20 protein-coding genes and 1 pseudogene are annotated in these 19,601 nt (G+C 65.2%); 11 read left to right on the forward strand and 10 right to left on the reverse strand.

Annotated features, from left to right (window positions below):
* Nucleotides 1–207: 207 nt before the first annotated feature.
* Nucleotides 208–1,458, reverse strand: a complete 1,251-nt coding sequence (locus N551_RS0127505) for a cyclopropane-fatty-acyl-phospholipid synthase family protein (protein WP_027569658.1) — start codon at nt 1,456–1,458, stop codon at nt 208–210.
* Between the two features lie 281 nt (nt 1,459–1,739).
* Here N551_RS0127505 and N551_RS0127510 point away from each other — a divergent pair, with 281 nt between their 5' ends.
* Nucleotides 1,740–2,762, forward strand: coding sequence for a hypothetical protein (locus N551_RS0127510; RefSeq protein ID WP_027569659.1), 1,023 nt, complete (start codon nt 1,740–1,742; stop codon nt 2,760–2,762).
* Nucleotides 2,763–2,804: 42 nt separating this feature from the next.
* Nucleotides 2,805–3,085: pseudogene (locus tag N551_RS36345) on the forward strand (acyl-CoA thioesterase domain-containing protein); the annotation flags it as partial.
* Between the two features lie 38 nt (nt 3,086–3,123).
* Here N551_RS36345 and rplI read toward each other — a convergent pair.
* From rplI to rpsF, 4 genes are all read right to left on the reverse strand, one after another.
* The gene (rplI, locus tag N551_RS0127520; RefSeq protein ID WP_027569660.1) at nt 3,124–3,729 is read right to left on the reverse strand and encodes a 50S ribosomal protein L9; all 606 of its coding nucleotides are present in this window, start codon (nt 3,727–3,729) and stop codon (nt 3,124–3,126) included.
* Nucleotides 3,730–3,792: 63 nt separating this feature from the next.
* A complete protein-coding gene (locus N551_RS0127525; protein ID WP_027569661.1) occupies nt 3,793–4,770 on the reverse strand; it encodes a DUF2232 domain-containing protein in 978 nt (325 codons plus the stop codon).
* A gap of 129 nt (nt 4,771–4,899) precedes the next feature.
* Nucleotides 4,900–5,139: a 30S ribosomal protein S18 gene (gene rpsR, locus N551_RS0127530; RefSeq protein WP_007592020.1), complete on the reverse strand. Its 240-nt coding sequence runs from the start codon at nt 5,137–5,139 to the stop codon at nt 4,900–4,902.
* 5 nt (nt 5,140–5,144) lie between these two features.
* Complete coding sequence (gene rpsF / locus N551_RS0127535; RefSeq protein WP_027569662.1) at nt 5,145–5,666, reverse strand: 30S ribosomal protein S6; 522 nt, start codon at nt 5,664–5,666, stop codon at nt 5,145–5,147.
* 357 nt (nt 5,667–6,023) lie between these two features.
* Here rpsF and N551_RS0127540 point away from each other — a divergent pair, with 357 nt between their 5' ends.
* From N551_RS0127540 to gmk, 9 genes are all read left to right on the forward strand, one after another.
* On the forward strand, nt 6,024–6,728 hold the full coding sequence (locus N551_RS0127540; protein WP_027569663.1) for a TetR/AcrR family transcriptional regulator C-terminal domain-containing protein: 705 nt from the start codon (nt 6,024–6,026) through the stop codon (nt 6,726–6,728).
* 3 nt (nt 6,729–6,731) lie between these two features.
* A complete protein-coding gene (locus N551_RS0127545) occupies nt 6,732–7,757 on the forward strand; it encodes a fatty acid desaturase family protein (RefSeq protein WP_027569664.1) in 1,026 nt (341 codons plus the stop codon).
* 173 nt (nt 7,758–7,930) lie between these two features.
* Complete coding sequence (fabD, locus tag N551_RS0127550; protein ID WP_027569665.1) at nt 7,931–8,890, forward strand: ACP S-malonyltransferase; 960 nt, start codon at nt 7,931–7,933, stop codon at nt 8,888–8,890.
* A 102-nt stretch (nt 8,891–8,992) separates the two neighbouring features.
* Nucleotides 8,993–9,730 carry a 3-oxoacyl-[acyl-carrier-protein] reductase gene (gene fabG, locus N551_RS0127555; protein WP_007592006.1) on the forward strand — a complete coding sequence of 246 codons (738 nt, stop codon included), beginning with the start codon at nt 8,993–8,995 and terminating at the stop codon, nt 9,728–9,730.
* 308 nt (nt 9,731–10,038) lie between these two features.
* A complete protein-coding gene (locus N551_RS0127560; RefSeq protein WP_006020277.1) occupies nt 10,039–10,278 on the forward strand; it encodes an acyl carrier protein in 240 nt (79 codons plus the stop codon).
* A gap of 108 nt (nt 10,279–10,386) precedes the next feature.
* Nucleotides 10,387–11,652 carry a beta-ketoacyl-ACP synthase II gene (fabF, locus tag N551_RS0127565; protein ID WP_027569666.1) on the forward strand — a complete coding sequence of 422 codons (1,266 nt, stop codon included), beginning with the start codon at nt 10,387–10,389 and terminating at the stop codon, nt 11,650–11,652.
* Nucleotides 11,653–11,777: 125 nt separating this feature from the next.
* Nucleotides 11,778–13,046, forward strand: a complete 1,269-nt coding sequence (gene mltG / locus N551_RS0127570; RefSeq protein WP_027569667.1) for an endolytic transglycosylase MltG — start codon at nt 11,778–11,780, stop codon at nt 13,044–13,046.
* A 119-nt stretch (nt 13,047–13,165) separates the two neighbouring features.
* Nucleotides 13,166–14,053: a YicC/YloC family endoribonuclease gene (locus N551_RS0127575; RefSeq protein ID WP_027569668.1), complete on the forward strand. Its 888-nt coding sequence runs from the start codon at nt 13,166–13,168 to the stop codon at nt 14,051–14,053.
* 3 nt (nt 14,054–14,056) lie between these two features.
* Nucleotides 14,057–14,716, forward strand: a complete 660-nt coding sequence (gmk, locus tag N551_RS0127580; protein ID WP_027569669.1) for a guanylate kinase — start codon at nt 14,057–14,059, stop codon at nt 14,714–14,716.
* Here the strand turns inward: gmk and N551_RS0127585 are convergent.
* The 5 genes from N551_RS0127585 to N551_RS0127610 form a co-directional block, all read right to left on the reverse strand.
* The gene (locus tag N551_RS0127585; protein WP_027569670.1) at nt 14,649–15,866 is read right to left on the reverse strand and encodes a hypothetical protein; all 1,218 of its coding nucleotides are present in this window, start codon (nt 15,864–15,866) and stop codon (nt 14,649–14,651) included. The two genes, gmk and N551_RS0127585, sit on opposite strands and share 68 nt — an antisense overlap.
* Nucleotides 15,867–16,016: 150 nt before the next feature.
* Nucleotides 16,017–16,511, reverse strand: a complete 495-nt coding sequence (locus tag N551_RS0127590; protein WP_027569671.1) for a hypothetical protein — start codon at nt 16,509–16,511, stop codon at nt 16,017–16,019.
* A 27-nt stretch (nt 16,512–16,538) separates the two neighbouring features.
* Complete coding sequence (locus N551_RS0127595; protein ID WP_027569672.1) at nt 16,539–17,885, reverse strand: caspase family protein; 1,347 nt, start codon at nt 17,883–17,885, stop codon at nt 16,539–16,541.
* Between the two features lie 671 nt (nt 17,886–18,556).
* Entirely contained in the window at nt 18,557–19,258 is a 702-nt protein-coding gene (locus tag N551_RS0127605; protein WP_027569673.1) for a Crp/Fnr family transcriptional regulator, read from the reverse strand.
* A gap of 17 nt (nt 19,259–19,275) precedes the next feature.
* Nucleotides 19,276–19,515: a hypothetical protein gene (locus tag N551_RS0127610; protein ID WP_027569674.1), complete on the reverse strand. Its 240-nt coding sequence runs from the start codon at nt 19,513–19,515 to the stop codon at nt 19,276–19,278.
* Between the last annotated feature and the right edge of the window lie 86 nt (nt 19,516–19,601).

Raw genomic sequence — 19,601 nt, forward strand, 5'->3', positions numbered from 1 at the left:
CGGCCAGAACGGCAGCCCCGGAATTGGCGAAGCGAAGCAGGCAGCCGACATTGGCTGTCGGGGCTGATCGCGGCCATGGAGCATGCTGAGCGGCCTGAAGTGCGTCGGGAACCGGTGGCCCCCGAAATCCTGAAGGCACTGCGGATGCAATTGGCCTTAACGGCCTCTTTCCGGTCCGCTCCGATTTCGACCCTGCGCCACTAGGACTTATTCACCAGCCAGCTTCAGTCTCGGCTTGGCGCCGGCTTCGACGGCTCGCAGCCGGGCTTCTTCACGCGAGATGTAGTTGCGCGTCATCGGCACGACGCCCTGACGCCGGGTGAGTTGAATCTGGAAGTTCATCATATCCTGCTTGCGGAACGTCATCTCGCTGGCTGCCAGGTAAAATTCCCACATCAGCGCGAAGCGCTCGTCATACAGCTGCACGGCTTCTTCGCGCCGCGCCATGAAGCGCTCGCGCCATGCCTTCAGCGTTTCGGCGTAATGAAGGCGCAGTATCTCGATGTCGCAGATCAGCAGGCCGGCCCGCTCCATCGCCGGCAGCACCTCCGAGAGAGCAGGGATGTAGCCGCCGGGAAATATGTATTTGGCGATCCACGGATTGGTGGAGTCCGGGCCCTGCGAACGGCCGATCGAGTGCAACAACATGACGCCGTCCTTGTCCAGCAGCTCGGCGCAGCGCTGGAAGTAGGTGTCGTAGAAGCGCGCGCCGACATGCTCCAACATGCCGACTGAGACGATGCGGTCGAACGGGCCGGCGATGTCGCGATAGTCCTGAAGCAGGAATTTGGCGGATCTGGTCAGGCCCTTTTCGGCTGCGCGCGCATTGGCGATCTGCAACTGCTCCTTCGATAACGTGACGCCAGTGACGTCAGCACCTGCGATCTCGGCGAGATAGAGCCCAAGTCCGCCCCAACCCGAGCCGATGTCGAGGACGCGCTGGCCGCCCTTGACGAGCAGCTTTGCGGCGACGTGCCGTTTCTTGGCGAGCTGCGCATCGTCGAGCGTGCTCTCCGGCGTCTCGAAATAGGCGCAGCTGTATTGCTTGTCGGCGTCGAGAAAGAGCGAATAGAGCCTTGCATCGAGATCGTAATGGTGTGCGACGTTGCTGCGGGAGCGCGGGCGCGGATTGAACTGCTTCAGGTGCCGCACCAGATAGCGCAGGTGCCACCAGGGTTTTGCCCAGTGCGGCAATAGGTCGGGTTGATCGAGCAGGATCGCGAGGGCATCAGCTACGGTGCCGTGCTCGACGACGAACTCGCCGTCCATGTAGGCCTCGCCAAGCCCGAGCTCGGGATTGACGAGGATCCTTCGTTCTGCGTCCACGGTGACGAAGCGGACTGCGACCGGTTCGCCCGAGCCGTCGCCGACGGTGAACTTCGCGCCCTTCGCCGTGGTCACCGTCATCGACCCGCGGCGGATGAATTGAGACAGAAATTGACGCAGCAATCGATCCATCGGCACCCATCCTCTCGAGCGGACCCGAAGAGATGCGACTAACCCGGCCTTTCACACCCTACGCCCGGGCATCTCGGCGGTTCCTATGCGTTTGCATCTAGATCTAGGGAGGTGTCCCGGGCCCGCTATTGCGCTGTGCTCAAAGCGGATATTCCCAAACCGCGTAATCACATCCTTGCGCGCGGAGGCTGCTTCCATTCGCGGCTCAATCGGATAAAAGGTGACCCGCCGCGGCGCCGCCTGCCGGCTGCACCTCTCGGAATTCAATGGAGATGATGGGAATGTCGAGCCGAGCGCTCAGCCTCGCGACGATCTTGCTTCTGATGGGCTTCGGCGCGACCGATACCGTTCTCGCGCAGGCGACGAACCTCGAGGCCGGCAAGGCCCCATCCCAGCTTTTCGCGCAGACCTGCAATGCATGTCACAAGAGCCCGCGCGGCCTGTTGAAAACGGTGGCGCCGGGCTCGCTGCCGGGCTTCCTGCGCCAGCATTACACGACCAGCTCCGACATGGCCGGCGTGCTCGCCTCCTATCTCGTCTCCAACGGAGCCACCGACACCCGCTACCAGGCCAAGGACGGCAAGGACAAGAAGGACGGCGCCAAGGACAAGGACAAGGACAAGGAGGCCAATACGAATCCCGCGCAGTCCCCCGAACGTCAGGGCCGCCGGCAACGTTCCCAGGAGTCCGCCAAGCCGGAAGGCGAGGGTGCCGCTCCCGCGGTCGAGGGCGCGCGTCAGAAACGCGCCGCGCGGCCGGCCGAAGAAGGAACGAAGGAAGGCGCGAAGCCCGAGGAGCAGGCTGCTCCCGAAGGGCGCAAGGCCAAGCGTCTCGGCAAGCGTGGCAAGCCGGGAAGTGATGAGGCACCGAAGGTCGATGCCGCGGCGCCCACGGCAGACGACAAGGAGAGCGAGCCGAAGGTCGAATCCAAGCCCGAGACAAAGCCCGAAACTGCGAAGGGGGATTCCGGCGAGGCTAAATCCGAAGGCAGCAAATCTGAAGGCAGCAAGCCATCCGAGAAGCCCGCCGAGGCCAAGCCGGAAAGTGCCAAGGTTGAGCCGCGCGGCAGCGAGGCTCCGGCGTTGCGGCCCGATCCAGTGCCGCAGGTGACGCCGGCGGCACCGTCCGCCGCGAAGCCCGCCGAGCCAGCTGCGCCCAAGGCGGCGGAAGACGCCGCCCCCAAGCCCGCCGCGAGGGCCGAACCGCCAGCGAAGTCGCAGGAGCCCGCGCCGCCCGCAACCGCTGCGGCTCCACCGCCGCCCGCCGAATCGCCCAGTCCGCCGACGCCGCCGATTTCGCGATAAACGACCATATATTTCGACATGCGAAGGCCGCGCGCTCGCGCGGCCTTCGTCGTCTTGACCGCAACTCGATCGATCGCAGCCGCGATCTCGCGCGGCCAGCCGGCGTTGACGCCCAATACAAGCTCAATCTGTTGTCGCCCACGGCTGGCAAGAAGCTGATCTGCCGGGCGAGGGTGATCAAGCCGGGGCGTCAGGTCTCCGTGGTCGCAGCCGACGCTTTCTGCGTCACCGACGGCATCGAGAAGCAACCGGCAACCACACTCGCGTCGATCGCGATGCTGAGCGAGGACGTTGGCGCCAAAACGAAAAGCCCGGCCGCCTGAGGCGACCGGGCTTCGAAAGCCTTGCGCGAATGCGAGGCTTACTTCTCGGTCTCTTCCGCAGCCGGCGCCGGCTCGGCGTCGTCCTGCTGGGCTTCCGGGTCGAAGAACTCGCCGGCAGCTGCGATCGCTTCGGCCGCAGCATCCCGGTCTTCGTTCCGGCTCGAGATGTCCTCGCCGCGGTTGATGCGCTCGGCCTCGTCCTGGCTGCGCGCCACGGTGACACTGATCTCGATCTCGACCTCGGGGTGGATGGCGACCGTGATGGTGTGCTTGCCGATGGTCTTGATCGGCGCGTCGAGCTGAACCTGCGGGCGGGACAGTGAAACACCGTCGGCTTCGAACGCCACGACGATGTCGCGCACGTTGACCGAGCCGAACAGCTGGCCGGCTTCCGAAGCCTGACGGATCACGATGATGTTCTTGCCCTGGATCTTCTCGGCGATCTTGGACGCCTCGCCCTTGGACTCAAGGTTGCGAGCCTCGAGCTCGGCCTTCATGCCGTCGTACTTGGCACGGTTGTCGGCGGTGGCGCGCAGCGCCTTGCCGCGCTTGAGCAGGAAATTGCGGGCATAGCCGTCGCGAACCTTCACGACTTCGCCCATGTGACCGAGCTTGTTGACGCGTTCCAGCAAAATGACTTCCATATTCGTTCTCCTTTGATGTGTTGAGTGAGTTGGAATTTCGAACTTGAACTTTCGGATTTGAACTCAAGAGTTCGGCAGCGGCGGTGGTTGGCGCGTACGAAGGAAGCGTTCGCGGAGGCCGAACACGGCATCCGCGAGGCCGAGGATCACCATCCCCATGACGGGCCATCCGAACACGACCACGACGGCGTAGGTCGAGCCGAGCCAGAAGGTGCGGCTCTTCAGCGCCAGCGTCAGCGTGTGCAGCACGGCAAAGCCGGTCAGCGCATATCCCATCATCAGCGCCGCCGCCGCGATCTGCGCCACGATCGCAAGCAGTCCGCCGGTGAAGCAGAAGGCGAGCGCGATGCAGAGCGCCACGAGCGTCATCGGCGGCAGCTCCGCCGTCATCAGGTCCGGCCAGGGGCGTCGCAGCCGGCCCGACGTCGCCGTCACCTTGGTGCTGAGCCAGAGGTTGAGGGTCAGCGTCATCATCGCGACGATGGTGGCGGCGGCCGGCACGATCCGCACCAGTGCGTCGACGAATTGGTCGGTCTCGCCGGAGGTCTGCGGGTCGGCGGCGCGGAGGAGGCGCATCAGGCCACGGCGCAGCGTGCCGGTGATGGTCTCGGCGTCGGTGCCGAGCGTGAGCAGGGCGGCGAGCGTGGTCAGTGTGGCGAAGCCCGCGATCCACAGCAGGATGCGGCCGACCGGATACCACTCGAGCACTGGCTCAGTGGGCGGCTCGGCGGCGGGCTTCGGCGCGGCGGGTCCGACCTGCCGGCTGAGCAGGACGAGATGGCCGAGCCACCAGGCCGGCAATGCGACGGTGACGGCGAAGGCAATGCAGTAGGGCAGGCCGAACAGCGCGCCGAGGCCAACCGCGGCGGCGATGCCGCCGAGGCTCGCGCAAAGCGGTCCCCAGCCGATCGAAGCGACCATCAGCGGCAGCGGTGCGAGATAGAACAGGACGAGCGAGATCAGCGCGCCCGAAGCGATCGAGGCGAACATCAGGGCCGACGCAGCGCCGGCGATCAAGGCTATCAGTCCAAAGGCCATCATCAGCTGTCCCGCTCCCTTCGAGCGGTTAGAGGCATCTCGCCCCAACCATCGGCGACCGGACGACCCGGAAGCCTTATGAGAAACTAGGTAGCTCGGCCGGCGGCGATGTCGCCGCCGGCCGAATTCGTCTTAGCGAATGACGTAGGGCAGCAGGCCCAAGAACCGCGCGCGCTTGATGGCGCGGGCAAGCTCACGCTGCTTCTTCGCGGACACCGCGGTGATGCGGCTCGGCACGATCTTGCCGCGCTCGGAGACGTAACGCATCAGCAGCTTGGAGTCCTTGTAGTCGATCTTCGGAGCATTCGCGCCCGTGAACGGGCAGCTCTTGCGGCGACGGAAAAACGGGCGGCGTGCACCAGCTTCAGCCATTGTTCTTACTCCCCATCCGTCGTGGTGGTGGTGGTCGTGGTGGTTTCAGCGTCTTCGCGCGGACGGCGCGGACCGCGGTCACCGCGGAAGCCGCCACCTTCACGATCGCCACCACGGAAACCACCCTCGCGGTCGCCACGGAAGCCACCGCCTTCGCGATCGCCACGGAATCCGCCGCCACGGTCGTCACGCTCGCGGTCACGGTCGGCCTTGCGCATCATCGCGGACGGGCCTTCCTCGAGCTCCTCGACGCGGACGCTGAGATAGCGGATCACGTCTTCGCTGATGCGCTCCTGGCGCTCGATCTCGGCGATCGCCGCGGACGGTGCGTCGATGTTGAGCAGCACGAAATGCGCCTTGCGGTTCTTGTTCATGCGGTAGGTGAGGGAGCGTACGCCCCAATTCTCGGTCTTGGTAACCTTGCCGCCGAGACCTTCGACGATGCCGGTCATCTGCGCAGTCAGCTCTTCGACCTGCTGCGTGCTCGCGTCTTGGCGCGCGAGAAAAACATGCTCATAGAGAGCCATGGAAGTCCTTTCCTCATGTTGGCGCATCGCCCGGCGTCAAGCCCTTAAGAGGCCTTCGGAAAGGACTCTGGGATTAAGCTCAGAAGGCGGAAACACGGGACGACGGGCCGACTGGCCCTGCCACACCAAAATCACGAATGATTTGCTGAGACCGTCCGTTCAGCTCCCGGCCGGGGTCTGCGGATGGGCGCGTTATACGGATTTCGGCTGACTTGGCAAGGTTTCTGGCAAGGTTGCAGGCGGCGTTTTGGCGCGGATGGTCCCGATGCGGGCGGCTGGATCCACCGCGGTCCACCATACCGGCTTGATTTGTTTGTTTGTATATCATACAAACAAAGCTGACGGGAGCGAACCCCAATGGCAGAAAAGTCAGCCCAGGAGCCGCTCGAGGCGGCAGGCGATCCCAAACACGCCGCCCGCGCCACGCGGTCGGCCGGCCGCAAAATGCGCTCGCTGCTGCTGGATGCCGCGAGCCCGCTGTTTCGGGAGCGGGGGCTGTCGGGTACGGCGATCACCGACATCGCAGCCGCTGCGAACGCGTTCCCGAGCCAGATCACCTATTACTTCCGCACCAAGGAGGCGCTGTTCGTCGAATGCGCCTGCCGCGAGCTGCTGTACCTGGCGCGAGCGACCGAGCAGGCGGCGCTGAAGGCGCGCACGCCGCGGGACTATACCCACGCGCTGGCCGAGACCGTCACGGCGAGCGATTCGGTGACCTTCTTCGCCGAGGCGCTGACGCTGACGCGGCGGCGCCAGGATCTCGCGCCGCTGGTCGAGCGCACCATCGTGCGCCTGCACAGTGAGGGTGCGCGAGCCTATGCGAGCCAGGTCGCGCGGCACGGCTGGCGCTCCCTGCGCGCGCCCGATGAGAGTTCGCGGCGGTTCTGGGCCGTCGCCATCGGCGTCATCCTCGAGGGCTACGCGATGGGCCGTTCGCCCGAGGCGCTGTGCGCCGAGATGCTGCGCGTGCTGGGTGAACAGGCGAAATTCAATAGTGACACGACGCGCCTGCGCCTTGTCGACGCGCGCGACGCATCGAGCAATTCGAACGAGGAGAGTTAGGCCATGACTGCGCTTCGCATGCGTGCCCGCGATTTCCTGACCGACGACCAACTTGCCGACGTGCGCCAGCGCGTGACCTGGAAAGGCGTCGCGCTGATCGCGCACGCCTGGGCGCTTATCATCGCGGCAATCGCCTTGGTCGCGTGGTGGCCCAATCCGATCACTTATCTCTTCGCCGTCGCCATCATCGGCTCACGCCAGCTCGGGCTCGCGATCCTCATGCATGACGGCGCGCATGGCTGCCTGTCCGCCGACGAGAAAACCAATCTGACCATGAGCCAGTGGTTCTGCGCCTATCCTCTGTTTGCGGAGACGCGCAGCTATCGGCGCTATCACCTTCAGCATCATGCGCGCACGCAGCAGGAGGACGATCCCGATCTCGTGCTGTCGGCGCCATTTCCGATCACGAAGCTGAGCTATCGCCGCAAGTTCATTCGCGACCTCACAGGGCAGACCGGCTACCAGCAGCGCAAGGCGCAGTTGCTCAATGCGCTGGGGCCGAAGGACTGGCCGTTGCGACAGCGCGCGGCGCATTTTTGGGAGCAGCTCGGCCCGCAATGTCTGGTCAATGGCGCGATGTTCGCAGCGCTCACGGCGGCCGGCGTGTGGTGGGCCTATCCGCTGCTATGGCTGGTGCCGCTCCTGACCTGGATGATGGTGATCACCCGTATCCGCAACATCGCCGAGCACGCGGTCGTGCCCGACAGCAGCGATCCCTTGCGCAATACCCGCACCACCTACGCCAATTTGCTCGAGCGTCTGTTCATCGCGCCGTATTACGTGAACTACCACCTCGAACATCATCTCTTGTTCTATGTGCCCTGCTACAATCTGCCCAAGGTGCATCGCCTGCTGAGCCAGAGCCGGCATGCGGGCCGCATGGAGGTGCAGCCGAGTTACGCTGCCGTGCTGCGGCTTGCGACCGCGAAGCCGAACCGCGATGACCGCCCGGGGCAACTGGTCAACAGCGCGCGCCGCGCGCAAGCGGGGTCCGAGGTCGACGCCAACCAGACGGCCGGCGGATTTTAGGGAGCCGTCTCATCAGTTGAAGGCTGATCGAAGTTCCTATCTTGGCTTGACATTCCAGCCCCGGACAGTGTCTACGGCCCCCTTTGGAGCATGATCCGGAACCATGGCCTACGGCCGTGCGTAATCGGCTGCCGGTTCTCGCAGAGATCACGCCCGACAAGCAGGGAGCGCCGATGACGGCTGCATTCACATTTCCGGGGCAGGGTTCCCAGGCGGTCGGCATGGGCAAGGCGCTGGCGGATGCCTTTCCGGTGGCGCGCGCCGTGTTCGACGAGGTCGATACCGCGCTGGGGGAGAAGCTGACGGCGACCATCTGGGATGGTCCGGCCGAAACCCTCCAGCTCACTCAAAACGCCCAGCCGGCCCTGATGGCGGTGTCTGTCGCCACCCTGCGCGTGCTGGAGGCCGAAGCCGGGTTTTCCGTGGAGCGGGATGCGGCCTTCGTCGCCGGCCACTCGCTCGGTGAATATTCGGCGCTGGCCGCGGCCGGCAGCCTGACGATTTCCGACACCGCGCGGCTGCTTCGCATCCGCGGTCTCGCAATGCAAAAAGCCGTGCCGGTCGGCGTCGGTGCGATGGCCGCTCTGCTCGGCCTGGACTACGAGGCAGCCGTGGCGGTGGCGGACGAGGCCGCGCAGGGGCAGGTCTGCCAGGCAGCCAATGACAATGGCGGCGGGCAAGTGGTCGTCTCCGGCGACAAGGCCGCGGTCGATCGCGCCGTCGAGATCGCCAAAACCAAGGGCGCCAAGCGCGCAATGTTGCTGCCGGTGTCCGCACCGTTCCATTGCAAGCTGATGCAGCCGGCTGCCGACGCGATGGCGGAGGCGCTGGCCAAGGTCACGATCAAGGCGCCGGCGGCCCCGCTGGTGTCGAACGTGCTGGCGAGCGCGATCACCGATCCCGACGAGATCCGCCGCCGCTTGGTCGAGCAGGTCACGGGCACCGTGCGCTGGCGCGAGTCGGTGGCCTATATGGCGGGGCAGGGCGTCACCCGTTTCTTCGAGATCGGTGCCGGCAAGGTGCTGACCGGTCTCGTCAAGCGTATTGCGGACGGTGCCGTTGGCGTCGCGGTCGGTGGTCCCAACGACATTGCTGCCGCCAAGGATGCATTGGCCGCTGCGAAGCAGGCCTGAGGCGGGATGATTCGTCGTCGCGCTTGAGTTCTTTAGTTGACGCACGATCCTTTCGGAAAACCGCTGCGCATTTTTCCGGATCATGCTTTGGAGGAGTTATCGATGTTCGATCTGACTGGCAAAAAGGCGCTCGTCACCGGCGCAACCGGCGGCATCGGCGGCGCGATCGCACAGGCGCTGCACGCGCAGGGCGCCACCGTCGCGATATCGGGGACGCGCAAGGAAGTGCTGGATGAGCTTGCCGGCAAGCTCGGCGAGCGCACCCATGTGCTGCCCTGCAATCTCTCCAAGGCCGACGAGGTCGAGGCGCTGGTGCCCGCTGCGGAGGCGGCGATGGGACAGGTCGACATCCTCGTCGCCAATGCCGGCATCACGCGCGACAATCTCTTCGTGCAGCTCCGTGACGAGGACTGGGAGGAGGTCATCAACATCAATTTGACTTCGACCTTCCGGCTTGCCCGAGCGGCCACCAAATTGATGATGCGCAAGCGCTTCGGCCGCATCATCGCCATCACCTCGGTGGTCGGCGTCACCGGCAACCCGGGGCAGGGCAATTATACCGCGTCGAAGGCGGGCCTGATCGGCATGATCAAGACGTTGGGTGCCGAATACGCCAAGCGCGGGGTCACCGCGAATTGTATCGCTCCCGGCTTCATCAAGACGCCGATGACCGATGCGCTCAACGACAAGCAGCGCGAAACGATTCTGACCAAGGTTCCGGCCAATCGCCTGGGCACGCCCGAGGACATCGCGGCGGCCGCCGTCTACCTGAGTTCGAACGAAGCGGCCTATGTCACCGGCCAAACCATCCACGTCAACGGCGGCATGGCCATGATCTGACGCTCCATGCCGCACCGCCCCCTGGCGGCGCGGAATGCGGCAAACGGCCGTTTCCGGAGCGAAATGAGGCTTGTAGTCAACGCAATTGAAGTATGATAACCGGACCTTCAACGGATGGGCAAAGAACGCCATTGCAGGTTTTTGAAACCCTGTATATTGGCGATGCGGAGCCTTGGCCGTCATTCGCCGGGCCTGCATCGGTTAGGATGGGGCCAAATCAAAGTTCGTAAGCGAAGGCAGTCAACGACCACGACGGCTCGTATCGTCCCGGGGGGTCGGGTCTACAGGGAACAACACGAGGTTATGCAATGAGTGAGATTGGCGAGCGGGTTAAGAAGATCGTGGTCGAACACCTTGGTGTTGAACCCGAGAAGGTTGTCGATGCTGCGAGCTTCATCGACGACCTCGGCGCCGACAGTCTGGACACCGTCGAGCTGGTGATGGCGTTCGAAGAGGAATTCGGTTGCGAGATTCCGGACGATGCCGCGGAAACGATTCTCACCGTCGGCGACGCCACCAAGTTTCTCGAGAAGAACGCGAAGAGCTAAGGCTCTTCATTTTCGCGGGGACAACATTGAAACCGGACGGACCGCCCAACAGCGGTCAGCCGGTTTCTTGTTATTGGCCGTGAATGTTTCGATGCGGAGTTTTCGGATATGAGGCGGGTTGTCGTCACGGGTCTTGGCATGGTTTCGCCACTCGGCTGCGGTGTCGAGCCGACCTGGAAACGCATCCTCGACGGCCAAAGTGGCGCACGCAAAATCGAGAGCTTCGACGTCTCCGATCTTCAGACCAAGATCGGCTGCACGGTCGTGCGCGGCGACGGCACCAACGACACTTTCAATCCCGACATCTGGATGGAGCCGAAGGACCAGCGCAAGGTCGACGACTTCATCATCTTCGGCATGGCCGCAGCCGGCCAGGCGCTCGACGATGCCAACTGGCATCCCGAGACCGAAGAGGACAAATGCGCCACCGGCACCATGATTGGGTCCGGCATCGGCGGCCTCAACGGCATCGCTGAAACCGCGGTCCTGCTGAAGGAACGCGGGCCGCGCCGGGTCTCGCCGTTCTTCATTCCGGGCCGCCTGATCAATCTCGCCTCAGGCTATGTCTCGATCAAGCATGGGCTGAAAGGGCCGAACCATTCGGTGGTCACGGCCTGCTCGACCGGCGCTCACGCGGTCGGCGACGCTGCCCGTCTGATCGCGCTCGGGGATGCCGACGTCATGGTTGCCGGCGGCGCGGAATCGCCGATCGGCCGCATCGGCATTGCCGGCTTCAACGCCGCGCGTGCGCTCTCGACAGCCTTCAACGAAACGCCTGAGAAGGCCTCGCGTCCCTACGACAAGGACCGGGACGGCTTCGTGATGGGCGAGGGCGCCGGCGTTCTGGTCCTGGAAGAGCTCGAACACGCCAAGCGCCGCGGCGCGAAGATCTATGCCGAGGTGATCGGCTACGGTCTCTCAGGCGATGCCTATCACATCACCTCGCCGTCACCCGACGGCGACGGCGGCTTCCGCAGCATGGCGGCTGCGCTCAAGCGCGCCGGTCTCACCGCTTCCGATCTCGACTACATCAATGCGCACGGCACCTCGACGCCGCTCGGGGACGAGATCGAGCTCGGTGCAGTCGAACGTCTGCTCGGCAATGCCGCTTCCAAGGTCGCGATGTCCTCGACCAAGTCGTCGACCGGTCATCTCCTGGGTGCGGCCGGCGCGATCGAGGCGATCTTCGCCATTCTCGCGATTCGCGATAATGTCGTGCCGCCGACCATCAACCTGGACAATCCGTCGGTCGAGACTGCGATCGATCTCGTGCCGCACAAGGCGAAGCAGCGCGAGGTCAACGTCGCGTTGTCGAATTCTTTCGGTTTTGGCGGTACCAACGCGTCGGTGATCTTCCGGCGTCCGGTCCAATAGTTTGTGTTTGCGACGAATCCACCGTTTTGCCGTATTCGGCGATAGTCATACAAGTGGGCGCGTGTACTTGGCCAGACAAGCGATTGTCGGGTCGCATTTGAACCGGCAGGATTCAGGTTACTTCGATGAGTGAAAGGCCGCCCATTTCGCCCCGGAGTCCGCGGGCAGCGCTCGAGCCCGAGCAGGTCCCGCCGCCGCCGAAGCGATCGGACCGCGCGCGTAATCCCTTCGTGATCGTCGGCAACGCCATCATCACCCTGCTGCTGATTGCGATGATCGGTGCGGGCGGCGTGTACTATTACGGCCGACAGGTGCTCGAGGCGCCGGGACCGCTGAAGGAAGACAAGATCGTCAACATCCCGCAGCGGGCCGGCAAGCGCGACATCGCCGAGACGTTGAACCGGGAAGGCGTGACCGACGTCAATCCGTGGGCGTTCATTGCCAGCGTCGCTGCGTTGAAGGCGAGCTCGGACCTCAAGCCCGGTGAATACTCGTTCCAGAAGAACGCGTCCTTGCGCGACGTCATTGCCACCATCGTCGAGGGCAAGGTGGTGCAGCATGCCGTGACGATCCCGGAGGGCCTGACCTCCGAGCAGATCGTGGCGCGCCTGTCCGACAACGACATCTTCACCGGCAGCGTGCGTGAGCTGCCGCGCGAAGGCACGCTGCTGCCCGAGACCTACAAGTTCCCGCGCGGCACCCCGCGCGATCAGGTGATCCAGCGCATGCAGCAGGCGCACAAGCGAGTGCTGACCGAGATCTGGGAGCGCCGCAATCAGGACATTCCGGTCAAGAGTCCGGAGCAATTGGTGACGCTGGCCTCGATCGTCGAGAAAGAGACCGGCAAGCCGGACGAGCGCAGCCGCGTCGCCGCGGTGTTCGTCAATCGCCTGAAGCAGAGGATCAAGCTGCAGTCCGATCCCACGATCATCTATGGTCTCGTCGGCGGCAAGGGCACGCTCGGCCGACCGATCAAGCGCAGCGAGATCACGCAGCCCTCGCCCTACAACACCTATGTCATCGAGGGTCTGCCGCCGGGCCCGATCTCAAACCCCGGCCGCGCTTCGCTCGAGGCTGCCGCCAACCCGGCCCGCACCCGTGACCTCTATTTCGTCGCGGACGGCACCGGCGGGCATTCCTTCACCGAGACCTACGACGCGCACCAGAAGAACGTCGCCAAGCTGCGCGCGATGGAAAAGCAGATCCAGAACGACACGGTCGAGCCGGCTGAGGACGCGCCGGCCGCCGCCGCGCCCGGTGCCGCCGATACGCCGACGGCGACCACGCCGGCGCGCCCCAACCAGCAGAAAAAGCCGCCGGCCGCTCGCCCCGCGGGTCCGCCGCCGGCCCGCCAAGGCGCGGTGCAGGCCTCGCCCCCGGTGGTGCAGCGCTAGGCCTGCGCGCAGACCTGCCCCCGCGGGACTTTGCGGATTACACTTTCCTGCAAAATAGTCTTAAGATTCGCGTGGCTTGATGGCCGCGCGAATCCCGTGCTTCTGGAGAAATTGACCTGATGGCGTTGTCGTCCATGACCGGCTTTGCCCGAAGCCACGGCGCGAGCGGGCCGTATACGTTCGAATGGGAATTGAAGTCGGTCAACGCCAAGGGCTTTGACTTGCGGGTGCGGCTGCCGCAGGGATTCGACGAGCTCGAGGCTCATGCCAAGAAGCGGGCCGCCGAGTTGCTCTCGCGAGGCACCGTCTACGCCAATCTGACCGTCAAACGCGCCAATGCGGCCACCAGCGTCCGCGTCAACGAGGACGTGCTCAACGCCGTCCTCAAGGCCGCCGCCGTGATCGCCGGCAAGGTCGACGCGGTCGCGCCGAGCGTCGACGGGCTTTTGGCCATCAAGGGTGTCATTGAGGTTGCCGAGCCCGAGGGCGACGAGGAAGAAGACAAGGCCGCGCGCGCCGCCGCCGCGGACGCCTTCGACAAGGCGCTCGCCGAACTCGTCGAGATGCGCAAGCGCGAGGGGACCTCGCTCGGGCAGATCCTGATACAGCGCGTCGACGAGGTCGAGCAGCTGGCGAAGAAGGCGGAGGCCGCGCCCGGCCGCAAGCCCGAGGCGATCAAGTCGAGGCTCGCCGAGCAGATCGCGAGCCTCCTCGACACCTCCGACCGTTTCGATTCCGACCGCCTGATGCAGGAAGCGATCCTGATTGCGACCAGGGCCGACATCCGCGAGGAGCTCGACCGCATCGCCTCGCACATCGCGCAGGCGCGCGAGCTGATCGGCAAGGGCGGCCCGGTCGGACGCAAGCTCGACTTCCTGGCGCAGGAGTTTCACCGCGAGGTCAACACCTGTTGCTCGAAGTCGAACGACATCGAGCTGACCAATACGGGGCTCGCCATGAAGAACGTGGTCGAGCAGTTCCGCGAGCAGGTCCAGAATCTGGAGTGATCGATGACGATTGGCGGTCACGGAACTGATGGTGTCGAGCGGCGCGGATTGATGTTCGTGCTGTCCTCGCCGTCGGGCGCGGGCAAGACGACGCTGTCGCGCATGTTGATCGACCGTATGCCCGGCCTTCGAATGTCGGTGTCGGCGACCACGCGGGCGATGCGGCCGGGCGAGGTCGACGGCAGGGATTATTCGTTCGTCGACAAGGCCACCTTCGCCGCGATGGTGAAGGCTGACCAGCTGCTGGAATGGGCGACCGTGTTCGACAACAGTTACGGCACGCCGCGTGCGCCGGTTGAGGCTGCGCTGTCAGCCGGGCAGGACGTGCTGTTCGACATCGACTGGCAGGGCACGCAGCAGCTCCGAGAGAAGGCGCGCGCCGACGTCGTCAGTGTATTCATTCTGCCGCCCTCGGCCGCCGATCTCGAGAAGCGGCTGCATTCGCGCGCGCAGGATTCTGACGAGGTGATCCGCAAGCGCATGAGCCGCGCCAGCCACGAGATGAGCCACTGGGCGGAGTACGACTACATCGTCATCAACCATGACGTCGACGAGGCCTTCGCCGAGGTGCAGTCGATCCTGAAGGCCGAACGCCTCAAGCGCGAGCGGCAGACCGGCCTCGTGGGCTTCGTGCGAGGTCTGCAAGGTCAGCTTCAAGGTTAGGCTGCGTCAGCCGCGGCCCGTCCTTCGCGAGCCGTTCCAGCATCGTCGTGATCACGTCGATGTCGATGGCGTCCTCGACTCCCGTATCGTCATCGCGACCGGCCGGCTCTTCGTCATTGACGTCATTGGCCGCGAGCCGCGGCGCCGCCTCGATCTGGAATTCTCCGTTGAAGATATCGGCATCGAAGATATTGGCATCGTCGAGCTCTGCGGCATCTTGGTGCGCTTGCGGGACGCGCTTGTCGATCACGTCAATCTCGCGATCGATCGCGGCGAGCTGCGCGGTCTTGAGCTGGTCTGCCTGCGGACGCACGGCATCGAAATCCACCGGGCGCGGCTGCCGAGCGTGCGGCGCGCCGGCCGACGCTGCGTTGAGCCAGGGCGCACGGCCATCGTCGCGATCGTGCGGCTCAAAATTGTCCCAGTTGACGCGGCGCTGGTCGGCGGCCTGGACGCGGATGCGTCCACCGGCGAAGCGGTAGATGACGCTGGCGAGGATGCCGGCAAGCGTCAGCGCGCCGCCGATCACGAGCAGCAGCATCTGGAGCGAGCCGGTCTGCTTGTCGGCGGTGCTGTCGGCCGCGGCCAGAGCCATCGGAGCAGGGGACTTCGCCGGCTTCGTGGTCGTCGGCTGCGCAGCGGCCGCCACAGGTGCAGGCGATGGCTGCTCTGTGGGCGCGGCGGACGCCGTGGTGGCGTCGGGCCAGCGCCCGGCGACGGCGGGCTGCTGAGCGTTGACGTCAGCGGAGGGGCTCGCAACTTGCTGCGTCGGCGCCGGTCCCGCCTGTGCAGGCGTCTTCACAGTGACGATGCTCTGCGGCGTCAGATATTCGGCGCGCGCGTCCTGGACCGAGTGCTGCTGCGGCACGGCTGAATCCGCTGCAGGCGTATCCGGCGCAGCCTGGGCGGTTTGAGCGGCCTTGCCGCCTTCGGCACGCAGATACCAGCACTGCCGCTTGGTCGCGCGCTCGAGGCGATAATGCCAATGCTGGCCCTGCGGCGCGGCGCCCTTTGGCGAGCCAATGCAGTCGCTCGCGGCATTTGCCGCGCTCGGCGGCGTCGAGGCATTCTGCGACACGGCGGCAAGTGGCGCGCCGGCAATGATGCTGCCTACGAGGGCAGATAAGAATTTTGCGGTGCGGTTGCCCATCCTGGTCTCCCGATTACGCATGACGCAACTCGTTACCTTCCCTTTGTCGTCAAAGACTTGGGTGGCAATGAGCCGCAAATCCGGAGAGGATGTGGCCTGAATCGGGCCTGCGCGGCGTTCGTTCCGCCGCGGGATCAGACTTTTTCGCCGCTATTGCTTGCTTGAGGTCCAGGTTCCGCCGCAGCCGTCTGAGCGGCGGAATGATCCGGAGCCGCTGCGGGCAGCGAGGCGGCCGGAGCCGGTGAAGGTCACACCATCGCCTTGACCGAACGTGCTGATCGCGCCGGTTGCGCTGACGGTACCCGTGACGCCTTGGCCTATGACCTTGCCTGAGGAAACCACGACCGCGCCGGACGTGGTGCCGCCGCAGCCGACGCTGACGACCATCCAGGCGCCGTCGAAACTCCCGCCGCCACCACCCCCACCGCCGCGTCGCGAGGAGCTGCGCGGCTCCTCGGCCGGCTTGCTGCGACGCGCCGAGGGCGCCGGCTCGGCGGAACGGTCCGATCGCGAGCCGGACAGCGATTTCTCGTCATTGCCGATCGAGCCGCCGGCGCTGCCGGATTGTGCGACGGCGGACGGTGGAGCGATGGTGGCGGACAGGAAGAAGGCGAGGGCAATCGCGGGGATGACGGCATTGCGCATGCGTAAAAATCCAAAATGAAAATCGTATCAGCGGCCAGAGCCGTCGGCACAGACGGAACCGATAATGCGGCAAACTTTGCCAGCCTTGCCGCATTCGTCAAGCGCGGCGTCTTTCGCGCGCTGCACGCTGTCGCGCTGGACCAGCGACCAGGATTTGTCGGAGATCGCGAACGCGCCGCAGCGGTTGCCATAGAAAGACAGCTCGATCGGACATTTGGCGCCGGCGCAATTGCCGCGCGCATCCGCCACCGCCGCCCGCCGCGAGGCGTGGTTCCAGGATATGCCCCATTTACTGCCGTCGGGGCCGTAGACGATCGAGCCCCATGGCTTCAGGTCCTCCATCTTGCGCATCCGCAGCAGCAGGCCTTCGGTGGCTTCGCCCGTCGGCGCCATGGAAATCCGCTGCTGGAGCTTTGTGATCGCGCGGGTCATTCCGTCAGGGCTGTCAGGATCGAAATTGAGCTCGTAGAGCCGCTCGCTGAGTTCGCTCAGCAGGGCGGCATCGCGCAACGGGACGCGGTCCGGATCGGCGCGCAGCCGATCCGCCGGCAACGGATCAGGCTGCATCGCTGCGACCTGCGGCGGGGCGGTTTGCGTCGGGGGTACGAAATAGAAAGTGCCGTCGATCGGCGAGGACGACACCCAGGGCTGCTGCGCGCCGGAGGTGGCGCGCTTCACCGCGAGGCCGACCTGGTTGAAGGTCTGGAATACGTCGAGGCCCGCGGTCCGGACCGTCGCGGCCAATGCTTTTGTGTAGGGGCTGTGGCCGTCGCTGCCGTCCTGGGCGACGTTGCCGGGTTGCGTTGCGTAGGAGATCAGCGTGCCCTCGGGCGCGCGCATCTGCGCGAGACCGCCATCGGAGGCGCGCAGGCCGCGCGAGCCGAACGGGTTGTTGCGGCAGGCGTCCAGGATCACGAGGTTGAGGCGCGTGCCCGATCCCTGCATCTGGCGCAGCACGAGGTTGACGTCGGTCATCTGGAAGTCGACGTCGGCCTCGCGCGTCGGATTGGCGCCGACCGGCACGAGATAGTTAGCGCCCGAGACCTGCACGCCGTGGCCGGCATAATAGAACAGCGCGACGTCGGCGCCCTGCACCTGCCGGCCAAAGCTCTGCACCGCCAGGTCCATCGCGCCCTTGTCGAGATCGAGCTGGGCGCGGCCTCCGACCAGCGTGAAGCCGAGCAAGCCAAGCGTCTCCGCCATCAGGCTCGCGTCCTTGGATGGATTGTCGAGCGGCGTGATGTTCTTGTAGGCGGAGTTGCCGACCACGAGCGCGATGCGCTTCTCGGCCGATGCAGGTAGCGTGGCGACGACGAGCAGGGCTGCGACCAGCGTCGCCAGCCCCGGGACGCGACTGAAAATCCTCGCGCGCATCAAAATTCCCCAAAATAATGGCGTCAGTCTAGCAGTCCCACGCGCCGGCGAAAAGCGGTGCGGCATTTGTACAGGCCGTCATGCCCGGGCTTGTGCCGGGCATCCACGTCCTTCGTGCTGCGCGGCAAGGCGTGGATGGCCGGGACAAGCCCGGCCATGACGCGGATAGGCTGCGTTATGTATTCGCAGGCGAGGCGCATGCTTGCACGTTCCCGCGGCAGATTCTGCCCGAGCCTTGCCGCCGTTCATCGCCCAATGGAGGCCAAAGGGCGTAGGGAAGGCCGGGCGCCGGCGGCACCCGTTGGTCCGTGCGCTACAGGAATGCAGACGGGGTGGACCGATGGGGTGGCCGATCGCCCGGCCTTCCCTGCGTGGATGGTTTTAACGGTGTCCTTCGTGCTCTTCCCGGGAGCGATGCACTATTGCCTCCGGTCGCGGTGCAGGCCTTGTGCGGCGAGAGGGCTTGGGGCAGGACCGCGGCCTCCTCGTCATTGCGAGCGAAGCGAAGCAATCCAGAATCTTTCCGCGGCGGCATTCTGGATTGCTTCGCTGCGCTCGCAATGACTGCGTGGAGACAGCGTGCGCTATCCTTCCATCTCGTGTCCCGGACGCAGGTCGGCCGGGCTTGCCTCGTTGGAGCGCCGGCGCGTCCCCCAACTTGCCCGTCGCGCTCAGGTCAGATAATCCGGCGTGAAATCCGCGAGCGCGCGGAGTTCGTCGGGTTGCAATAGCTCGATCTCGCTTCCCTCCCAGGCAATCAATCGGCGCCCTCTCAGCTCCTGGATCGTGCGGTTGACGTGGACGATCGACAATCCGCAGGCATCGGCGACATGCCGCTGCGTCATCGGCATCTGGAAGCGGCGGTTCTTGACGAGGCCCACGACCTCCAGCCTTGCGGCGAGCTCGCAGATCAGATGCGCTACCTTCGGCAGTGCCGCCTGTGCACCGAGGCGCGCGATCCATTGTCGCGAGATCGCCGCATCGATCAGCGTCTCGCGCCAGAACGCGCGGGTCAGGTGAATGGAGCCGTCGAGCAGCTGCTTGAGTTGGCTGTGTGCGACGTAGCCGACGATGGTGGGGCCAAGACCGACGAGGTCCGCATCCATCGGCGAGACCAGCAGCGTGTGCAGGCACGGCATGTCGCCGGGAACGTGGAAGGCGAGGATCTGGCTGCGATCGCCGACGATGCGAGCCTGGTAGAGAAAGCCGCTGACGACGAAAACGCAGCGAGAGGCATCTTCACCCTGGCGCAGCACGATCTCGCCGTCCGAAACCTGACGGAGCGTGGACGGCAGGCCAGCGATCTGGCGGCGTTCGTCTTCCGAGAGGCCTTCAATCGCCTGGAGATGAGCGATGAACTTCGGGTGCGGCATGGACAAGAGGAGGTGTTTCACTCGTCACGCGGCATCGCCGGGTCGAGCAGGCGTTGGGAGAGTTTTGCGATGGTCCAATCGGAGACGGGAACCGCCTGGAACTCGCGGATGGCGCGCGCAAGCTCCTGATCCGACATCGGCTGCGCCGGCTCCTTCAACCTGCCCTGCAGGAAGGCATGGCTGATACTGTCGAGGTGCTCGCCCGAATCCGGTGCGAACAGGTGGCGAATGCGCTTCAGGATCGTCGTAGAGCTCATGCGAATGGCGGGTGCAGTCCGCGATCGAGGGACGGTGGGCTGCGACCAAGTAATGTCGCAGACCGGTAGCAACCTGTGCTTCCGAC

This window comes from Bradyrhizobium sp. URHA0013 (assembly GCF_000518345.1).
In the GTDB taxonomy this organism is placed as follows: domain Bacteria; phylum Pseudomonadota; class Alphaproteobacteria; order Rhizobiales; family Xanthobacteraceae; genus Bradyrhizobium.

Excerpts from the sequence above, each read along its gene's own strand:
- mltG (WP_027569667.1), top strand. The coding sequence starts at position 11,778 with ATGAGTGAAAGGCCGCCCATTTCGCCCCGGAGTCCGCGGGCAGCGCTC.
- N551_RS0127540 (WP_027569663.1), top strand. The coding sequence starts at position 6,024 with ATGGCAGAAAAGTCAGCCCAGGAGCCGCTCGAGGCGGCAGGCGATCCC.
- N551_RS0127525 (WP_027569661.1), bottom strand. The coding sequence starts at position 4,770 with ATGATGGCCTTTGGACTGATAGCCTTGATCGCCGGCGCTGCGTCGGCC.
- N551_RS0127575 (WP_027569668.1), top strand. The coding sequence starts at position 13,166 with ATGGCGTTGTCGTCCATGACCGGCTTTGCCCGAAGCCACGGCGCGAGC.
- N551_RS0127590 (WP_027569671.1), bottom strand. The coding sequence starts at position 16,511 with ATGCGCAATGCCGTCATCCCCGCGATTGCCCTCGCCTTCTTCCTGTCC.
- N551_RS0127595 (WP_027569672.1), bottom strand. The coding sequence starts at position 17,885 with ATGCGCGCGAGGATTTTCAGTCGCGTCCCGGGGCTGGCGACGCTGGTC.
- rplI (WP_027569660.1), bottom strand. The coding sequence starts at position 3,729 with ATGGAAGTCATTTTGCTGGAACGCGTCAACAAGCTCGGTCACATGGGC.
- N551_RS0127605 (WP_027569673.1), bottom strand. The coding sequence starts at position 19,258 with ATGCCGCACCCGAAGTTCATCGCTCATCTCCAGGCGATTGAAGGCCTC.
- N551_RS0127610 (WP_027569674.1), bottom strand. The coding sequence starts at position 19,515 with ATGAGCTCTACGACGATCCTGAAGCGCATTCGCCACCTGTTCGCACCG.
- N551_RS0127585 (WP_027569670.1), bottom strand. The coding sequence starts at position 15,866 with ATGGGCAACCGCACCGCAAAATTCTTATCTGCCCTCGTAGGCAGCATC.
- fabD (WP_027569665.1), top strand. The coding sequence starts at position 7,931 with ATGACGGCTGCATTCACATTTCCGGGGCAGGGTTCCCAGGCGGTCGGC.
- rpsR (WP_007592020.1), bottom strand. The coding sequence starts at position 5,139 with ATGGCTGAAGCTGGTGCACGCCGCCCGTTTTTCCGTCGCCGCAAGAGC.
- N551_RS0127510 (WP_027569659.1), top strand. The coding sequence starts at position 1,740 with ATGTCGAGCCGAGCGCTCAGCCTCGCGACGATCTTGCTTCTGATGGGC.
- N551_RS0127560 (WP_006020277.1), top strand. The coding sequence starts at position 10,039 with ATGAGTGAGATTGGCGAGCGGGTTAAGAAGATCGTGGTCGAACACCTT.
- rpsF (WP_027569662.1), bottom strand. The coding sequence starts at position 5,666 with ATGGCTCTCTATGAGCATGTTTTTCTCGCGCGCCAAGACGCGAGCACG.
- fabF (WP_027569666.1), top strand. The coding sequence starts at position 10,387 with ATGAGGCGGGTTGTCGTCACGGGTCTTGGCATGGTTTCGCCACTCGGC.
- fabG (WP_007592006.1), top strand. The coding sequence starts at position 8,993 with ATGTTCGATCTGACTGGCAAAAAGGCGCTCGTCACCGGCGCAACCGGC.
- N551_RS0127505 (WP_027569658.1), bottom strand. The coding sequence starts at position 1,458 with ATGGATCGATTGCTGCGTCAATTTCTGTCTCAATTCATCCGCCGCGGG.
- gmk (WP_027569669.1), top strand. The coding sequence starts at position 14,057 with ATGACGATTGGCGGTCACGGAACTGATGGTGTCGAGCGGCGCGGATTG.
- N551_RS0127545 (WP_027569664.1), top strand. The coding sequence starts at position 6,732 with ATGACTGCGCTTCGCATGCGTGCCCGCGATTTCCTGACCGACGACCAA.